The sequence below is a fragment of the Streptomyces sp. NPDC086549 genome, assembly GCF_044746205.1.
Classification (GTDB): Bacteria; Actinomycetota; Actinomycetes; order Streptomycetales; family Streptomycetaceae; genus Streptomyces.
In genome coordinates this window covers 1273568-1287455 of sequence record NZ_JBIVBS010000001.1, presented here as the reverse complement: position 1 = coordinate 1287455, position 13888 = coordinate 1273568, and the positions used below count along the sequence as shown (strand labels likewise).

Here is a 13888-nt window from a genome sequence, read left to right as displayed (position 1 = left end):
ACTACCTTCTTGCCATGCACACCGTGGCCGTACTGGCACTGGACCAGGTCATCCCGTTCGACCTCACCGTCGCGATCGACACCTTCGGCTGGGCCCGGCTGCCGGACGGCCGCGCGGCCTACCGGGTACGGGTGTGCTCGTCGGCGCAGGAGGTGACCGCGGCCGCCGGGGCGTTCACGGTGCGCGCGCCGTACGGCCTCGACGCGCTGGCGGAGGCCGACACGATCATCCTGCCCGGCGTCGCCGACCCCACGGCCCCGCTGCCGCCGGAGGTCGCGGAGGCGGTGCGCACCGCGGCGGCGAACGGCACGCGCATCGCCTCGATCTGTGTCGGCGCGTTCGTCTTCGCGGCGACCGGCCTGCTGGACGGTCTGCGCGCCACGACGCACTGGGTCGCGGCCCAGGACCTGGCCGCGATGTACCCGAAGGTGACCGTCGACCCGAACGTCCTGTACGTCGACAACGGACAGTTCCTCACCTCGGCGGGCGCGGCCGCCGCCATGGACATGTGCCTGCACATGATCCGCCTGGACCACGGCTCGGCGGTCGCCGCGCACACGGCCCGCCACTGCGTCATGCCCCTCGAACGGGAGGGCGGACAGGCCCAGTTCATCGTCCACGACCAGCCCCCGGCCCCGGCCGGCGCGACCCTGGAGCCGCTCCTGGACTGGCTGGAGGAGAGTTGCGCCCGGGACCTCACCCTGGACGAGATCGCGGCGCGGGCGGGCATGAGCACGCGCACACTGAACCGCCGGTTCCGCGAACAGACCGGCACGACCCCGCTCCAGTGGCTGCACCGGGCGCGGGTACGGCGTGCGCAGTACCTGCTGGAGACGACGCCGTACCCGGTGGAGCGGATCGCCGAACAGGTCGGCTTCGGCTCGCCGACGGCGTTCCGGGAACGGTTCCGACGGGTGGTGGGGACGAGCCCGCAGGCGTACCGGCGGGCGTTCAAGAGCACAAACGGCGCCTAGGCCGGTCCAGCACCGGACAGGTCCTATGCCGGCCCCATTCCAGCCCTATGCCAGCCCTAGGCCCGCCGGTCCGCGACGGCCCAGGAGGCCAGGGCCACGGCGCCAGCGACCCCGAAGACGGACGGCCAGGCGCCGATCTTCTTGGCCAGCGGGTGGGACCCGGCGAAGGCGGCGACGTAGGCGGCGGTCAGCGCCCCCGCGGCTTTCCCACCGGCCTCCTTGCGCCACTGCTGCGCGGCGGCCGCGCCCGCGACGGCCAGTACGGCCCCGCCCAGCGGCCGCTTCTTGGTCCAGCGGGCGACGCCGTACCCGCCGACGAGCCCGCCCGCGGCGATCACCGAGCTGGGAACCTTGGCCATGCCTGCCTCCTTTTGTCTGCGTTCCGAGGCCGAGGCTAACGGACCGCCCAGAGGCCCTGCGCACAAGGATCGCCCCACGAGGACCGGCGTGTCCCTCAGACAGTGAGCGTGGGCTCAAGACCGAACAACGGCACCAGAGTTGGGTCGTTGAAGGCCGTGATACGGGCGATCCGTGCCCCGATCGGAGTCAGGACCTGGACGCCGTAGGCCTCGTAGAGGCCGCCGCCCGCGTGCCGGTGGACGACGAGGGCGGGCTGGCCGTTGGCACGGGTGGGCACCATCCGCCACAGATCCCGGCGCAGCACCCGCCCGGCCAGGAACCCGACGACGGCCCGCCGCCCGGTGAACCAGGTAGGGATGGGAGGCATCTCCATCTCGACGTCCGCCCGCAGCAGGTCCACGAGCGCGTCGGCGTCGGCCCGGGTGAACGCCTCGACGTAACGGTCGAGCAGTTCCTGGATTGCCCCCTCATCAGGCTCGCCCAGATCGTCCTCGACCGGCCCGGCCTCGGCCAGGCGGGCCCGCGCCCGGCGCAGGGCGCTGTCGACGGCCGCGGTCGTCGTGTCGAGCATCTCGGCGACCTCGGCCGTCCGGAACGCCAGCACGTCGCGCAGGGTCAGCACGGCCCGCTGCCGTGCCGACAGGAGCTGCAGCGCGGCGACGAAGGCGAGCCGCACTCCGGTCCGGCCGGCCACGAGCGCCGCCGGGTCCGCGCCCCCGAACAGCGAGTCGGGCGCCGGCTGGAGCCACGCCACCGACGGATCGCGGTCGGCCACGGCCACCCGGTGATCGTCCGAGGGCGCGCCCAGACCGGACGGAAGCGGCCGCCGGGAGCGTGTTTCCAGAGCCGTGAGACAGGCCATCGTCGCGATCTTGTACAGCCACCGCCGCACCGAGGAGCGTCCCTCGAACCGCCCGTACCCGCGCCAGGCCCGCAGGTAGGTCTCCTGCACCAGATCCTCGGCGTCATGGATCGACCCGAGGATCCGATAGCAGTGCGCGAGCAGTTCGGGCCGGTAGGGCTCGGCCAGGGTGGTGAACTCGGCGTCGGACGGCATGGCGGCGGCTACTCCCTGGGGTGCGGCAACTTCCATTGTCGGCCGACTCACTTCACCGGCCGCAGTCCGGCGCCGCTGACCCGGTACTCCGGGTACTCCGGAGCGCTGCCGGAATCCCCGGCGACTTCGAGGACGGCCTTGGCGACCTGCTCCGGGCTGAGGACCGGCTGCAGCCCTTCGACGAAGGCTTCCGGCTCGACACCCTGCCGGGCGGCATACCCGGCGACCCCGACCGAGCCGAGGCCGGTGGCCGGGGTCAACTGCGGAAGCAGCGCGACGAACCGAATACCGAGCCCGCCGCGCTCGGACTCCTCCGCCGCATACCCCCGCATATACCGGATGGCCTGCTTGGCACTGGCGTATCCACCACTCAGCGGGGACCCGGCCAGCGCGGCCCCGCTCGACATCGAGACGACGACACTCCCCGGCGCCAGCGGCTCCAGCAGCGCCGCCCGGCTCCAGGCGAACACGTGTCGTGCGTCCACTTCCCAGTTCCGGCCGAAGGTCTCCCAGCTCTGCTCCTGCAAGGGCGCCATGTGCGGGGTGGCCCCGGCGTTGAGCACGAGCAGCCCGGGCCGGTACTCACGGACAACGTCCCGCGCGAGCGCCTCATCGGTGGCATCGCCGGCGAGCGGCACAAAGCCCGCCCCGAGCGCCTCACGCACGGCACGCAGCTCGCCCTCATCACGGGCGATGCCGACGACGCGGGTGCCCCCGGCGACGAGCGCGGCGGCGATGGCCCGCCCGAAGCCGCGACTGGCACCGGTGACGACGGCGGTCTGGAAGTTCTCGGACATCAGGTTCTCCCTGGTGACGCTGGATGGTCGGTGACGCTCGCTTGCGTCACACATCAAGACCACCGACCACCCGAAAAACCGTCGCCGCCCCATGGCATCCTTCGTCAGGACCGATCAGGACCGTCCCCGAACAAACCGGCGGTGAAGCCCTGCGAACGACCGCACCCCGGACCCCGATCTGGACCGGACCCGGACGTGGACCGGTACGACGCCGGTGCAGTGGCTGCACCGGGCGCGGGTGCGCAGGGCGCACCACCTGCTGGAGACCACCGGCCACCCCGTCGAGCGCATCGCAACCCAGTCGGGCTTCGGCTCCCCGACCGCCTTCCGGGAACGCTTCCGAAGAATGGTCGGCACGAGCCCACAGGCGTACCGCCAGGCGTTCCGCAGCTCAGGCGGCTAGGGCCGGCGATCAGGCGCGGGGATCCTCCGGAATGGCGTCTAGGCCAGCGCCTCCCGCACCGCGTCGACGAGCGTGGACGCGCGCGTGTCCTCGGCACCTTCGACGATGCTGTTCATGACGTAACCGAAGGCGATGCCGTGCTCGGGGTCGGCGAAGCCAAGCGATCCGCCGCGGCCGGGGTGGCCGAAGGCGTGGGGACCGGTCAAGGGGTTCGTCCCGACCGGCAGCATGTACCCGGAGGCGAAGCGGATCGGGAGCATGATGACCCTGTCCACCCCGTCGGCCTGCTCCTCGGTCGCCGACGCGAGGGTCTCGGGACTGAACAGCCGTACCCCGTCCACTTCCCCGATCAACGCGGCGTACATCCGCGCCAGACCGCGCGCGGTGCCGATCCCGTTGGAGGCGGGCACCTCCGCGGCCTGCACCTCCGCCGAGTTGAAGTCGATCTCGGCGGGATCGGTGACGGCGAAGGCCCTGTTGGTCAACGAGTCCGGATCCTGGAGCGTGGCGACGAACTCCCGAACCTCAGGAGGCACAACATCCAGCGGCACGGTGGTCAGGTCGAACGGCGGTTTCGGATACACCATCCGGCTGACCCGCCCACGCTCGGACGTCGGCAGCCCGATGAAGAAGTCGAGGCCCAGCGGCCCGGCGATCTCCTCGGCGAAGAACCGCCCAGGCGTACGCCCGGAGACCCGCCGAATGACCTCCCCCACCAACCACCCGAAGGTTCGCCCGTGATACCCGTGCGCGGTCCCCGGCTCCCACACCGGCCGCTGCGCCGCCAGCGCCTCAACCATCGGCTGCCAGCGCAACGCCTCACCCAACGGCACAGGCGGCTCGACCGTGACCAGCCCCGCCCGATGCGACAACAGCCACCGCACCGGGATCTCCGCCTTCCCCTCCACCCCGAACTCGGGCCAGTAGGCGGACACCGGGGCGTCCAGGTCCAACTCCCCACGCTGGGCGAGTAGATGAGCCATGGTGGCGGTGGCTCCCTTGGTCGCGGAGTACACGAGCTGCAGGGTGTCCCGCTCCCAGGGCCGCCCGGTGTCGGGATCGGCGACTCCTCCCCACAGATCCACCACCGGCCGCCCGTCCTGGTACACGCACACGGCGCCCCCGACATCCCCGCGCTGCTCAAAGTTGGCGCGGAACGCCTCCCGCACACCCTCGAACCCGTCGGCCACTTCCCCGTGGATCATCGTCATGTCCTCATCCTGGCACTGCGGCAGGCTGGTTGGATGGCTTCCGGAAGCGCTGACCCCGCTCGTCGCGCTCTTTGCCAGATCGCTTCACTCGATCGCCGAACCTGATTGCCGCTAGACGGCCACGGGGCAATCCACGCAGCGGACACCGGGAGGAGCACCGCTCGATGCAGTGGAGTTTCCCTCGAACTCAGAGAAGCCGCCGCTGTCGTTTCGATACACGATGCCAATCCCGTGTTCAGCGAGCAGATCACGGAGATCTTCGCCGGGTAGCGTCGGCGTGAGCACCATGAGGTGGAGGGGCTGATCGTGGATGAGGCTACTCAAGTAGCGCCGCGCTTGCAGGAGTTGAGCAAGCGCCCCGGTGATCGACTCGCTAGCTACGCTACCCGTTGGCTCGTACAGCGTGTTATTTGTTTGGTTGTAAAGGTCGAATACAAGCTGAGACGTCGAGTTTCGCATCGACAACTCGAGTTGAACCAGATTCTCTCCAACTGCGACTCTGCGCTCTTCGAAGGCGTCTGCCAGATCGTCGCGGGCCGCACCTACCTGGTCGACGTCAGTTGGCTGCTGGTTTTGACGCCTCTGGCGTCGGTATGTCCGGGCGATGCGGCCTGCAGTCCGATGGAATCGAAACCTGGAATTAGGTGCCGGTTGAAGAGTGTCGGCGGTCTCTCGGATATAAGGGCCGATGGGGCGCAGTCGGAAGACGATGACATTGCGGTCTTGGCCTAATTCATCTTTAGCCTCCCGTATCTCAAACGGCTTGCGTTCGTCAACCTTGAATTTGCCTATATATCTATGCGTTCGCGTGTCGCTTCCTGGGACCTTGCCCACAGCGATGAAAAGATGCAGGGTGCGCCCCTTGTTGGCGTGGTCCAGGATCGAGGCATTTCCGCCGCTGAGGGTCTGATCGCCCTGCTTCCCGACTCCGGTGTAGGTGAATATGGGGCCTAAGCTGTCATCCTCGGCGAGCCATCCGTCGCGATATCCGTAACGTTCGCCAATCTTGCTGTCTGAGAACAGAAGAACGTTCCGTTTCTCGACCGCCGGACAGATTCCGGCGTAGCTGCTACCGCCGAGTACGGGATGTATTTCGTCACGTGTGAGGACGTCGCCGGGCTGAAACCTGGGGGCGGGTGTTTTCATGAGTCGAGGTTAGTGGTTTCAGTGCTCATCGCGTGCGGAGAGTGGCAGAGGTCGCCTGGAGGTGCGTTGTGGTAGCGCTGGGCCCAAGCGAGGATGGTGCGATGAGTGATGCAATGAGCGCCATCATATCGGGTTTTGTCGCTTTCGCGGCGGCCGTCATCGGGGCTGTGATCGCTGGTAGGTATGCCAAACATGGAGCGGAAGTCGGCGGACGTAAAGCAGTTGAAGCAGCGCTAGCGCAGGTGCACGGCCAGGCGGCAGCCGAGCACTGGCAGTGGGTGCGTAGCCAGCGGCATCAGTGCTTCGCTGCCCTCATTGCGGCTTACGCGGCTCTGGATGAGGTGTTTGCCCGCATTACGCCCGAGGTGCTAAATGGGCGCGGGCTTGATGGATCGACAGCGCGCGAGGTGCGAGAGCGTACGCTCGAACTTCAAGCAAAAACCAGCCAATTGGCACTATGGGGGCCAAATGAGGCAAATGCGTTGGCCTATGCCCTCACGAGAAAGTCGGTAGAGGCGATGCGTTCCTTGCTGCATGCGGAGAACGTGCGTTCAGCAGGCTCGGGCGTGGATTGGTCCATACTTAGTCGGGTTAGAAACGAGATGGTGGAGGCGCACGCCATCTTCCTTCAGCGAGCCGGTGAGATCGTCCGTGATCCGCTGCAGCCAGTCAGCTAGCGGGTTCCTGGTTGTGTGGGGCCAGGGCCCCTATGAAGCCCTGCCATGCAGCGCTGCTCAACGTGACTTGTGGCCCCGAGGCAACCTTGGAGTCGCGCACGGCGATTGCTCCAGCGAGCGCTGCTACTTCCAAGCACTCGCCACCCATGCCGTTGCTGTAGCTGCTCTTGCGCCACTGCATGCTTGACGATGGCATCATCGTGAATGCTCCTCCAAGAGTCTCGTGATCAGCAAGGTCGAGCGCTGGGGGCTCAGCGCCAAGGCCCTGAGGTGGTCGAACGCCTTCGCGTAGAGGGCCACATCTTTGGGCTCTTCGAGGTAGACCGAATCGGTCAGCCCCTCTCGGTAGACCAGGTCCGGGTCCTCCTGCTCTGGGAAGCCGAGGATCGTGTACGAGCCCGTGGTGGGGTAGGCGCCCGCGTCGAACGGCAAGATCTGAATGGTCACATTCTTCAACTTGCCGATTTCCAGCATACGTTCGAGTTGGTGGGTCATGACCTGGTGACTGCCGACCATGTGCTGCAGCGCACTCTGGTGAACAACAACCCACAGGTCCGGTGCGCCCTCCCCGGTGAGCAACTCTTGGCGACGCATCCGGACGTCGACCATGCGCTGAATTCCCTCCGGGGTGTGGTCGACCCAAGCGCGACACTGCTCGGCTGCGTACTCATCGGTTTGCAGCAGGCCGGGGATGAACTCTGCTTGGTAGCTGCGCAAGTTGGAGACTGCCTGTTCGAGGCCGACATACACAGAGAACCAGGCAGGGATCGCATCGCTGTGTGCGTGCCACCATCCCTTCGTCTTGGACTCCTTGGCCAGCGACTTCAGGAGATCGCGTAGCTCTTCAGGAATCCCGTAGAGCCGGCATAGGGCATCGACGTCTGAGGCTTGGACGCGCCCCTGTCCCGTTTCCATGCGGCTGACCTTGGAGCTGCTCCAGTCCAGCTCCTTGCCTACTTGGCTACAGGTGAGGCCGCTCTCGTCGCGTAGTCGCTTGAGCTCGATCGCAAGTCGGCGACGGCGAGCGGTGGGGGATCCGGCCATGTCAACTCCTCGTGGGTTAGCGGAAGGTCCATCCCATCGGAAGGGTTGCGAAAGGCCAATCACCCTAAGGGGGGAATCCCTTCATGCATGTTGCAGGAAGGGATAGTCGCTGCGAATCTGTCACCGGGAGTCACCGTCGAGTGTCAGTGCGCAACGGTGCGTGCGAAAGGTGAGTGGAGATGATCTACGTAAGTGGTCGTGCCGGACGGGAGCCCTGGCTGCACGAGTTCACTGCCTGCCCAAAAGAAGTCGCCCAGTTGAGGAGGATGTTGAAGGTCCGGCTCATCCTGTGGGGACTGCCCGACCACGTGGACGCAGCGCAGATCTGTGTCTCGGAGTTGGTGACCAACGTCATCCAGCATGTCGGCGAGGGAACACCCGCGACACTGCGCATGGCGCTCACCGAGCCGTATCTACGTGTCGAAGTTGAGGATCCCGATCCACGGGCGTTGCCCACCTTGCTCGCTGCCAGCAGTGCCCTGGAATCGGGGCGGGGGATGGCACTTGTCGATGCCGTAACGGACCACCGGTGGGGTGTGGTCCTTCGCGGCGACTCCAAGGTGGTGTGGTGTGAGTTTGCCGTTGATGGCTCCGCCTGCAGTCGGACAAGCGGTTCCCGTGTCACGCGGGGCGAGGCGATCCTCGAGTTGTACGGATGCGCGCCACTCCCGCGCGGTAGAGCCATGGCCGAAAGTGCCAGCTTGCTAAGCGCAGCAGCGGCAGAGGAGGCCGCCATCAAGGTCATGGCCGACGTGCTCCACTGGTTGCGTGCGCACGGTCATGACCCCGATGGCGTACTCGACCGGGCCCAGACTCACTTTGAGGCTGAGATCGGCGGGAGCGTGTGAAGGTCGTCGAGTCTGCTAACCCACGGCGATGGCCGAGTACGACCACACGTCCGCGGGCAGTTCATGGTGCAGTTGCCAGGTGATGGCCATGGGCTTGCTGCCCTCATGCCTGAAATACGTCGCAGGGCCGAGCAGCATCCATGGTTGGGCCTTGCCGATGTCCGTGTCCTTGTAGCGCCGCATGAACAGCAGTACATGACTGCCGCGTTGAGTGTGCTGTTGATAACGCAGACCGGTGGGCGAGGTATCTGCGGTCGTGCTCTGGGACTCCCAGTGGAAGAGCGTGGGGCTCAGTGCATAGTCCTTGTACCGGACTGTCGGGGAGAAATCCTTCTCGTTCTTCTCGAGAGTGATCAGCAGAGCGTCCGTCTGGTTCGGTTCGTCCCATAGAACGCCCTGCGCAAAGGACCCTGGCATCTGCCCGCCGAGGCGAGCAACGCCAAGTGCGGCCAGAATCTCCGAACGGTTGTACGCGCTGTGGATCTTCAGAGGGATATGCGCATGCGGGGCCTCCAGGGGGATGGGGAAGTGGTCGGCCTGGCCCATCACATGGTCGATCGCCTGTCGCAGTTCGCTACGGAGGGCTCGCTGCTCGCGGAGTGATTCAAGGCCCTGTGCGTAGGAGCTGAAACTGCCAGCCTTGTCCCAGAGGTTAAAGAAGAGCATTCGTGCGTACGTTTTGTCCCTCGGGTTCAGATCCTCGTATGTTGGGGTGTCATCTCTCAACAGGCGGGTATACGCCTCAGCGCGCTCGAGGTCATCGACGTGTAGGAACGCGTGCACGCGCTTCAACAGGTCTTCCTCTCCTGACTGCTCAGGTAGATCGGCCAGGCCGGCGCGGCGCAGGACGGACGTCCACGAGTTGTTCGACTTGTACAACTCCTTGATTTCGCGGCGGCTCTCCCTGAGGAAGTCGGCGAGGAGTGGCGTATTGAAGGCCTTGACCTCCTTGGCCAGGGTCTGGACGGTTGCCTTGATCTGCGTGCGGATGTTGGCCAACACGAGATCCTTGGCTTTGCCCTCAAGGATGATCTGGCAGCCAGACGGCAGGAGAGGGAAGTCGTGCTCGGCGTGCTCAAGGAGTCGGTTGCGCGACAGGTTCGTCATTGCGCGGAACTGCTCCTCAAACCGGAACTCGGCGCGATGCTGGCCGATGAAGTCGAGCACGGTAAGAACGGGTTTGTCCGGCGTGCGGCGCAGACCGCGGCCGAGCTGCTGAAGGAAAACCGTGGCACTGTTCGTCGGACGTAGGAGCAGCAGCGTATCGACGTCGGGTATGTCCAAGCCCTCGTTGAATAGGTCTACGGAGAAGATGACCTGGATCTCTCCGGCCTTGAGCTCGGACAGGATCCGGTCACGCGTTTCGGGCTTCGACTCGCTGTCCAAGGCCGCAGCCTTGAACCCTGCGTCCTGGAAGCACTTCGCCATGAAGTGAGCGTGCTTCCTAGTCACGCAAAAGCCCAGCGCCCGCATGCTCATCGGGTCGGACACCTTGTCCCGCACCTGCTTGATCACGATGCGGGCCCGGAAATTGTCGGCAGAGAACAAGTCGCCGAGTTGACTCTGGTCGTAAGTCCCCGAACGCCAGTTGAGCCGGGTGAGGTCTGTGTCGTCGGGCACGCCGAAGTAGTGGAACGGGCAGAGGAGGTCGTTGTCGAGTGCTTCCCAGAGCCGCATTTCGGCGGCGATCCTGCCTTCGAAGAACTCATCCTGCACGTTCAGCCCGTCGGCACGCTCAGGTGTGGCAGTCAGGCCGAGGAGTTGTTTCGGCTTGAAGTGGTTGAGGATGCGGCGATATGTCGTAGCTGTGGCGTGATGGAACTCATCGACGACGATGATGTCGAAATGTTCCGGGTCGAACTGCTCAAGTCGCTGGTCGGTAAGCGACTGGACGCTAGCGAAGACGTGCTGCCAGTCGCGTGGCAGCTCGCCGCTGAAAAGCTGCTCGCCGAAGGATGCGTCATCGAGCACTTCACGGTACTTGCGCAGGGACTGCTTCAGGATCTCTTTGCGGTGTGCGACGAAGAGCAGCCGGGGATACTCTCTGCCGCCCCACTGCTTGCGCAGATTGCGGTAGTCAAGGGCAGCCATGACGGTCTTGCCTGTCCCGGTTGCGGCGACCAGCAGGTTGTGGTGGTGACCACGGACCTCACGCTCGACTCGTAGCCGTTCCAACATGTCGGCCTGGTGCGGGTACGGCCGAACCTCAAGGCCCGAGAGGCTGATCTTGGAGTCCTGGCTGGATGTCGAACCACCAGCCACACCCAGTGCTTCGTCCAATTTTTGGGCGTCGCGATCCGGGTCGTAGGGCTCGAAGGCGATGTCATTCCAGTACGACTCGAAACTAGCCTCGAACTTGGTTAGCACGGCGGGCGTTGCGACAGAGGACAGGCGGACGTTCCACTCCAAGCCGTCTAGAAGTGCGGCCTTGGAGAGGTTGGAGCTGCCTACATACGCGGTGTCGAAGCCGCTATTGCGGCGGAACAACCAGGCCTTGGCGTGCAGGCGAGTCGAGCGGGTCTCATAGTTGACCTTCACTTCAGCGCCGAAGTCTCGGACGAGACGGTCGAGGGCATGCCGGTCAGTGGCGCCCATGTACGTTGTGGTGATGACACGAATGGGCACGCCACGCTGGGCGGCTTCGCGGAGGGAGCTCTCCAGAACGCGAATGCCGTACCACTTCACGAACGCGCACAGCAGGTCGACGCGGTCAGCGGTGGCGAGTTCCGCGCGCAGTTCGAAGCCAAGGTTGGGGTCTTCAGGCGCGTTGGTGATGAGTGAGCTCTCGGAGAGCGGTGTGGCAGGACGGATGGCGTAGACGCCCGGTGCTTCCTGTTCAGCTATTGCGAGCAACTGTCGGGGGCCGTCCACCACCGCATCGATCCACTCACGGGCGCCGTCAACTGTGGCAAGAGAATCCAAGATTTTGTTGGCGGCCACGACCTGCTCATCAATAGGCAGGTCGTGGAGGACGCGCCGGACGATCTCCGCAACGTGCCGTGCCAGCACATGTGGCGCGGACTCCTTGCTGACCGCCCCTTCGATGGCCTTCCACCCGGCCGCTTCCAAGTCCTGCAGGCGTTGCTGCAGCCGCCGGGTGATCAGCGTCTCGTACAGACCGACGACAGGCGTTGAGCTGCCAACCAACTCCGGGTTCATCAAGGTCCCTCTCACCAATGTGATCGCTGAGTTGGTTCTATCAGGAGGGACTGACAACTCGTGGTGGCTTTTGCCTCGGGCTACGCCTTCATGCCCCGTGGCACGCGTCGTACGGCTGTGCCTGGCCGCACCAGCAATCCGAGCTCCGCTGAGGCGGCCAAGCCACAGCCCGCCCCCGCGCCGCCAGCGTCGTCGCATACTGCGGCAGCAGTGTCACGTCCCCCGGTGAGGACCCCTCCGACGCGGCGAACGCCTCATAAGAAGGCACCGTTCCCGTCACGATCCCCAGGTTCGGCGTGCCCGAAGACGCCAGCTCCCGCAGCGAGGCCTCTATCGTCGTGAGGTGCTCCTCGCGGGAGGGGTATTCGGTCGCCAGCGACGGATAGGACCCGACCAGTTCCTCCAGCTCGCCCTCCGCCCAGTGGAGGACGGCGACCGGGAACGGGCGGGACAACGCCTCGCGGTACGCCCCCAGTTCCGCCCGCAGTCGCGAGATCTCCGCCTCCAGCTCCGCCGGGTTGTCCGAGCCCAGGGACCACACCCGCTTCGGGTCGTGCAGCTCGTCCAGGGATACGGACGAGGAGTGCAGGGTGTCCGCCAGGGTGTCCCACTCGTCGTGGGGGAGGCCCAGCATGCGGCGGACCCTGTGGCGGCCGAAGAGCAGGGGGTGGGTCGAGTACGGGGGCTCCGTCGCGTCGGTCAGGAGCAGGGTCGTCCCCTCGGTGAACGTCTCCTGCGCCGCCTCCAGCTCGTCGTGGGACTCCAGGGCCTCGGCCACGATCACCCAGGGGGCCGGGTCCCGCGGGGCGGAGGCGCGGACTCCGTCGATGATCGCGCGGGCCTCGGCCTCATGGCCGTACTCCCAGAGGTTCGAGGCCTTCAGGGCTCGAACCAGGTGGGGGTTCTCCAGGCCGTCGGGAGAGGAGATCAGACGGTCGTAGAGCGCGGTCGCCGCGGGGCGGTCGCCGGCCAGTTCCAGGTGGGCCGCGGACTGCAGCAGCAGGGCCTCGGCGTCCTCGGGATACAGGCCGGCGGACCGCTCCAGGCGTGCCGCTTCGGCGGTGTGGTCGACGTTCTCGGCAGGCGTGTCGGGGCGCATGGACGACACCGTACTGCCCGCTGGTGACATAAGGAGAGAGGAGGATAAGGGAGACCGGCGCAATATGGGGGGCGCCGGGCGACTGGATGAGAGGGGACTCGGTCAGACGGCCTTTGTCTGATCCGGAGTTGGCCGCACCCGCCGCGAAGCGCTCGGCCGGGAGTTCCCGGCCGAGCGCTTCGCGGAAGCGGCTCGGCGCACGCGCGGCAGCCCTGTGGGTCTCCGCGCGTCCGCCCCTGCTACGGCCGCCTGTGCCCCGGAGACGTCACCGCGTCGGGCGCAGCTCCGTCTTGCCCGTTCCACCGATGACCTTGATCGGGACGTGCAGCTCCTTGGCCTTGCCCGCCGGCATGTCCTTGACGTTCTGCGGCGTCGCGCCGGGCACCTCCTCGAGGACCGGGCAGTCCGTGGCGGGGGGCAGCGTCGTCTTGCCCTTCTTGCCGGTGATCTTGATGGGGTAGTGCAGCACCTTGCCCTCGCCCTTCGGCAGCTTGTCGACGGACGGGAGCTCCACGCAGGGCACCTCCTCCAGGGACTGCGGGACCTTGTGCGGGTGCGAGTGCGTCCCGGACGCCGGAGTGAGGGTCACGCCGTCGTGCTTGGCCGTGGTGGCGTGGCCCGAGGTCGCCGCCGAAGCGGCTCCGCCCGCGGCGAGGAGTGCGGCTACTGCGCCGGCCATCACCATGCCCCGTCGGCGTGAGACGCTGCGCCACTGCATGTTCATGGGATCGGCTCCTTCGTGATGGGGCACAGGGGTATCCGGCCTTGTTCCGGCCCCCGGTCCCACCGGGATCGAGTACGGGGCAACCCTTGCGCCTGGCGGCTGAGGTACCGCTGAAGAAGCTGAAGATCCCGTTCAGCGCCCTCAGCCCCCTCAGCGGCTGCTTGTCGCGCACCCGTGGCACATCGACCTCGGCGACTCCGGCTGCGGTGGTGACCTGCCGGGGCTGTAGGGGATGTCCCGAAGTGTGATGCCCAGGCGACAGCGTCCCGTCGGCCGTCCGGTTGCAGCACACTCATGTCCACGGCCTTCGTACTGGTCCCGCGTGTTTCCTGATCCGGAACACGGGATCAGGCGAAGGCCGTTCCGACGTGCGGCGATTACCTATCGGG

General features: G+C 66.3%; 13 protein-coding genes and 1 pseudogene. 4 read left to right on the top strand and 10 right to left on the bottom strand.

The window, feature by feature from the left end; genetic code table 11:
• Positions 1-14 precede the first annotated feature (14 nt).
• Positions 15-974 (top strand): GlxA family transcriptional regulator, encoded by a 960-nt coding sequence (locus ACIPSA_RS05885; protein WP_402629034.1) that lies wholly within the window; start codon positions 15-17, stop codon positions 972-974.
• A gap of 56 nt (positions 975-1030) precedes the next feature.
• Here ACIPSA_RS05885 and ACIPSA_RS05880 read toward each other — a convergent pair whose 3' ends face one another.
• From ACIPSA_RS05880 to ACIPSA_RS05870, 3 genes are all read right to left on the bottom strand, one after another.
• Positions 1031-1333 (bottom strand): hypothetical protein, encoded by a 303-nt coding sequence (locus tag ACIPSA_RS05880; RefSeq protein ID WP_402629032.1) that lies wholly within the window; start codon positions 1331-1333, stop codon positions 1031-1033.
• 95 nt (positions 1334-1428) lie between these two features.
• The gene (locus ACIPSA_RS05875) at positions 1429-2427 is read right to left on the bottom strand and encodes a sigma-70 family RNA polymerase sigma factor (protein WP_402629031.1); all 999 of its coding nucleotides are present in this window, start codon (positions 2425-2427) and stop codon (positions 1429-1431) included.
• A gap of 11 nt (positions 2428-2438) precedes the next feature.
• The gene (locus ACIPSA_RS05870; RefSeq protein ID WP_402629029.1) at positions 2439-3188 is read right to left on the bottom strand and encodes an SDR family oxidoreductase; all 750 of its coding nucleotides are present in this window, start codon (positions 3186-3188) and stop codon (positions 2439-2441) included.
• Between the two features lie 184 nt (positions 3189-3372).
• Between ACIPSA_RS05870 and ACIPSA_RS05865 the strand changes: the two are divergent.
• Positions 3373-3591, top strand: a pseudogene (locus ACIPSA_RS05865) (helix-turn-helix domain-containing protein); the annotation flags it as partial.
• A gap of 38 nt (positions 3592-3629) precedes the next feature.
• Here ACIPSA_RS05865 and ACIPSA_RS05860 read toward each other — a convergent pair.
• Positions 3630-4802, bottom strand: coding sequence for a serine hydrolase domain-containing protein (locus tag ACIPSA_RS05860; RefSeq protein ID WP_402629027.1), 1173 nt, complete (start codon positions 4800-4802; stop codon positions 3630-3632).
• A 111-nt stretch (positions 4803-4913) separates the two neighbouring features.
• Positions 4914-5948 (bottom strand): hypothetical protein, encoded by a 1035-nt coding sequence (locus tag ACIPSA_RS05855; RefSeq protein WP_402629025.1) that lies wholly within the window; start codon positions 5946-5948, stop codon positions 4914-4916.
• Positions 5949-6049: 101 nt separating this feature from the next.
• On the opposite strand from ACIPSA_RS05855, the gene ACIPSA_RS05850 reads away from it, so the two are divergent.
• The gene (locus ACIPSA_RS05850) at positions 6050-6625 is read left to right on the top strand and encodes a hypothetical protein (protein WP_402629024.1); all 576 of its coding nucleotides are present in this window, start codon (positions 6050-6052) and stop codon (positions 6623-6625) included.
• Here ACIPSA_RS05850 and ACIPSA_RS05845 read toward each other — a convergent pair.
• Complete coding sequence (locus tag ACIPSA_RS05845) at positions 6618-6806, bottom strand: DUF397 domain-containing protein (RefSeq protein ID WP_402629022.1); 189 nt, start codon at positions 6804-6806, stop codon at positions 6618-6620. The two genes, ACIPSA_RS05850 and ACIPSA_RS05845, sit on opposite strands and share 8 nt — an antisense overlap.
• Before the next feature lie 14 nt (positions 6807-6820).
• Positions 6821-7669 carry a helix-turn-helix domain-containing protein gene (locus ACIPSA_RS05840; RefSeq protein WP_402629020.1) on the bottom strand — a complete coding sequence of 283 codons (849 nt, stop codon included), beginning with the start codon at positions 7667-7669 and terminating at the stop codon, positions 6821-6823.
• Positions 7670-7848: 179 nt separating this feature from the next.
• On the opposite strand from ACIPSA_RS05840, the gene ACIPSA_RS05835 reads away from it, so the two are divergent.
• Positions 7849-8517, top strand: coding sequence for an ATP-binding protein (locus ACIPSA_RS05835; RefSeq protein WP_402629019.1), 669 nt, complete (start codon positions 7849-7851; stop codon positions 8515-8517).
• A 15-nt stretch (positions 8518-8532) separates the two neighbouring features.
• Here the strand turns inward: ACIPSA_RS05835 and ACIPSA_RS05830 are convergent, their stop codons facing one another.
• From ACIPSA_RS05830 to ACIPSA_RS05820, 3 genes are all read right to left on the bottom strand, one after another.
• On the bottom strand, positions 8533-11676 hold the full coding sequence (locus ACIPSA_RS05830) for a DUF3427 domain-containing protein (protein WP_402629017.1): 3144 nt from the start codon (positions 11674-11676) through the stop codon (positions 8533-8535).
• Between the two features lie 88 nt (positions 11677-11764).
• Positions 11765-12775, bottom strand: a complete 1011-nt coding sequence (locus ACIPSA_RS05825) for a hypothetical protein (protein WP_402629016.1) — start codon at positions 12773-12775, stop codon at positions 11765-11767.
• Positions 12776-13040: 265 nt separating this feature from the next.
• Entirely contained in the window at positions 13041-13499 is a 459-nt protein-coding gene (locus ACIPSA_RS05820) for a hypothetical protein (protein WP_402629014.1), read from the bottom strand.
• Between the last annotated feature and the right edge of the window lie 389 nt (positions 13500-13888).

Excerpts from the sequence above, each read along its gene's own strand:
- ACIPSA_RS05885 (WP_402629034.1), top strand. The coding sequence starts at position 15 with ATGCACACCGTGGCCGTACTGGCACTGGACCAGGTCATCCCGTTCGAC.
- ACIPSA_RS05850 (WP_402629024.1), top strand. The coding sequence starts at position 6,050 with ATGAGTGATGCAATGAGCGCCATCATATCGGGTTTTGTCGCTTTCGCG.
- ACIPSA_RS05845 (WP_402629022.1), bottom strand. The coding sequence starts at position 6,806 with ATGCAGTGGCGCAAGAGCAGCTACAGCAACGGCATGGGTGGCGAGTGC.
- ACIPSA_RS05880 (WP_402629032.1), bottom strand. The coding sequence starts at position 1,333 with ATGGCCAAGGTTCCCAGCTCGGTGATCGCCGCGGGCGGGCTCGTCGGC.
- ACIPSA_RS05825 (WP_402629016.1), bottom strand. The coding sequence starts at position 12,775 with ATGCGCCCCGACACGCCTGCCGAGAACGTCGACCACACCGCCGAAGCG.
- ACIPSA_RS05835 (WP_402629019.1), top strand. The coding sequence starts at position 7,849 with ATGATCTACGTAAGTGGTCGTGCCGGACGGGAGCCCTGGCTGCACGAG.
- ACIPSA_RS05820 (WP_402629014.1), bottom strand. The coding sequence starts at position 13,499 with ATGAACATGCAGTGGCGCAGCGTCTCACGCCGACGGGGCATGGTGATG.
- ACIPSA_RS05860 (WP_402629027.1), bottom strand. The coding sequence starts at position 4,802 with ATGACGATGATCCACGGGGAAGTGGCCGACGGGTTCGAGGGTGTGCGG.
- ACIPSA_RS05870 (WP_402629029.1), bottom strand. The coding sequence starts at position 3,188 with ATGTCCGAGAACTTCCAGACCGCCGTCGTCACCGGTGCCAGTCGCGGC.
- ACIPSA_RS05840 (WP_402629020.1), bottom strand. The coding sequence starts at position 7,669 with ATGGCCGGATCCCCCACCGCTCGCCGTCGCCGACTTGCGATCGAGCTC.
- ACIPSA_RS05830 (WP_402629017.1), bottom strand. The coding sequence starts at position 11,676 with ATGAACCCGGAGTTGGTTGGCAGCTCAACGCCTGTCGTCGGTCTGTAC.
- ACIPSA_RS05875 (WP_402629031.1), bottom strand. The coding sequence starts at position 2,427 with ATGGAAGTTGCCGCACCCCAGGGAGTAGCCGCCGCCATGCCGTCCGAC.
- ACIPSA_RS05855 (WP_402629025.1), bottom strand. The coding sequence starts at position 5,948 with ATGAAAACACCCGCCCCCAGGTTTCAGCCCGGCGACGTCCTCACACGT.